The 2,079-nt window shown below is 67.8% G+C and carries 3 protein-coding genes; 2 read left to right on the plus strand and 1 reads right to left on the minus strand.

Annotated elements, in window-relative coordinates:
* The first annotated feature begins 211 nt into the window (after positions 1-211).
* Together queD and D183_RS0115535 are read left to right on the plus strand one after the other, a co-directional pair.
* Positions 212-571, plus strand: a complete 360-nt coding sequence (gene queD, locus D183_RS0115530) for a 6-carboxytetrahydropterin synthase QueD (protein ID WP_017909816.1) — start codon at positions 212-214, stop codon at positions 569-571.
* A 275-nt stretch (positions 572-846) separates the two neighbouring features.
* Positions 847-1,224, plus strand: coding sequence for a phasin family protein (locus D183_RS0115535; protein ID WP_026143664.1), 378 nt, complete (start codon positions 847-849; stop codon positions 1,222-1,224).
* A 422-nt stretch (positions 1,225-1,646) separates the two neighbouring features.
* Here the strand turns inward: D183_RS0115535 and bioD are convergent.
* A partial coding sequence (gene bioD / locus D183_RS24940; protein ID WP_017909818.1) for an ATP-dependent dethiobiotin synthetase BioD occupies positions 1,647-2,079 on the minus strand: 433 nt, incomplete at its 5' end.

The following is a 2,079-nucleotide window of genomic DNA, read 5'->3' on the forward strand; positions in this document are numbered from 1 at the left end:
CGGCGGCGGCAACCGCCCCGCCGCGCCGCGCTGATCCGTCCGCGGCCACGCGCTGCGCACGCACTCGGGCCGCCCTTCGGGGCGGCCTTTTTTGTCCGCTCAACCCGGCATCGCGCATGTCGCGACGCCTTGCCGCACGACGGCGCCGTCGTCGTCGCGCGGCGCCGGCAGCCCGCCATGCCGCTCCACCCCTGACCGTACAATGCTCCCCATGGATATCTTCAAAGTCTTCACCCTCGAAGCCGCGCATCGCCTGCCCAACGTGCCGCCCGGCCACAAGTGCGCGCGCCTGCACGGGCACTCGTTCCGCATCGAGCTGCACGTCAGCGGCGAGCCTGGCGCCGAGAGCGGCTGGGGGATGGATTTCGGCGACATCAAGGCGGCGTTCCGCCCGCTCTACGACCAGCTCGACCACCATTACCTCAACGACATCGAGGGCCTGGACAATCCCACCAGCGAGCGTCTGGCGGTGTGGATCTGGGACCGGCTCAAGCCGGCGTTGCCGCTGCTGAGCGAAGTGGTGGTGCACGAGACCTGCACCTCCGGCTGTCGCTATCGCGGGCCGGGTTGAACAAGGCCGGGAATGGGGAATGGGGATTCGGGAATCGGAAGGGCGGCACCGCGCTGGCTGAGGGTTTGCGGGCTGCCCGCCTTGCGTCGTTGCGCATCTGGCGCTTTCCAGGCCCGCAGAGGCGTCCGGCAAGGGCTGGCGGAATTGCGCCAAGTAATTGATCAGAAAAGCAGTTTGAACGAATCCTGAGCGGCTTCAGAAAATTTTGTTGCATCGCAGCAGAATGAGCGTATGTTGCACTGCAACAGCAGTCGGCATTCCAACGGAGTTGCATGATGTCCGCTCAATTCAACGATCAGTTCAGCAGCTACACCCAGCAGTTCGCCGCCGCCGCGGCGCGTGCCAACCGCCTGGCGCTGGAGAGCGCCGAGAGCGTGTTCGGCGTGCAGTTGAAGACCTTCGAGAAGAACGTGTCGGCCACCACCGGCTTCCTCGGCGAACTGACCGAGGCGCGCGATCTGGGCACCGTGCAGGCGCTGTGGCCGAAGGGCCTGCAGATCGCCCGCGACAACTTCGAGCGGCTGGCCACGGCCAACCAGGAAGTGTTCGGCCTGGGCCTGAAGGCCTCCGAAGCCATCGGCCAGCTCGCCAAGCACCAGTTCGAAGCGGCGACCGAACAGGCCGCGCCGAAGGCCAAGCCCGCCGCCAAGTAACACTAGTTTTCGACGTCGCTGCGGTTCGCCGCCCGACGCACGCTCGGTCTGCATGGGTCCCTCCCCCCGTGCAACCCAAGGCCCGGTAGATCCCTCCCTCTACCGGGCCTTTTTTATGGGCGGGATTCGGGAGTGGGGATTCGGGATTGGTTGATCGCGTGCGTCTTGGCGTTCCTGTCTTGCCTGATGAGAGAGGCTTCAGCTCCGGTGCTTTGCCAGGAGCCGGTAGATCGCCTCTTCGACCGGGCTTCTCCATGCGCTTGCTTCGGGAGTGAAACCCGGCATTCGGGATCAGCCCATCTTGCGGATCCGGGACGCCCTGCTCTTGTGGGAGGGGCTTCAGCCCCAACGCGGCATCGGTCAGGCGTCGGGACTGAAGTCCCTCCCACAAAAGCCGGCAGCGCAGTGCCACCGGCAGTTGCTCAGCCGGGCGACATGCCCGCCCACGGCTGCAACTGCGCCGCCAACTGCTCGGCCTGCGGTTGCGGCCGGTACGGCAGGCGCCCCCAGCACGGCATCGGCAACCGCGCGCGCAGCATCGCCATGTTGTCGTCGATGCGCTCCATCGCCGGGTCGATCTCGTTGCCGATCCAGCCGATGCACTGCAGGCCGTCGGCGGCGATCGCCGCAGCGCTGAGCCGCGCATGGTTGAGGCAGCCCAGGCGCAGGCCGACCACCAGCACCACCGGCAGCCGCAGCGCGCGCGCCAGATCGGCCTGGTCCAGCGTCGCCGACAGCGGCGCCGCCCAGCCGCCGACGCCTTCCACCACCACCACGTCGGCCTGCGCGCGCAGGCGGTCGAACGCGGCCGCGATCGGCGCCAGCTCCAGTTGCACGCCGGCATCGGCGGCGGCC

It is taken from the genome of Xanthomonas sp. SHU 199, from assembly GCF_000364665.1.
Lineage (GTDB): Bacteria > Pseudomonadota > Gammaproteobacteria > Xanthomonadales > Xanthomonadaceae > Xanthomonas_A > Xanthomonas_A sontii.

Bases quoted from the DNA above. Each gene is read 5' to 3' on its own strand.
- queD (WP_017909816.1), top strand. From the start codon at position 212: ATGGATATCTTCAAAGTCTTCACCCTCGAAGCCGCGCATCGCCTGCCC.
- D183_RS0115535 (WP_026143664.1), top strand. From the start codon at position 847: ATGTCCGCTCAATTCAACGATCAGTTCAGCAGCTACACCCAGCAGTTC.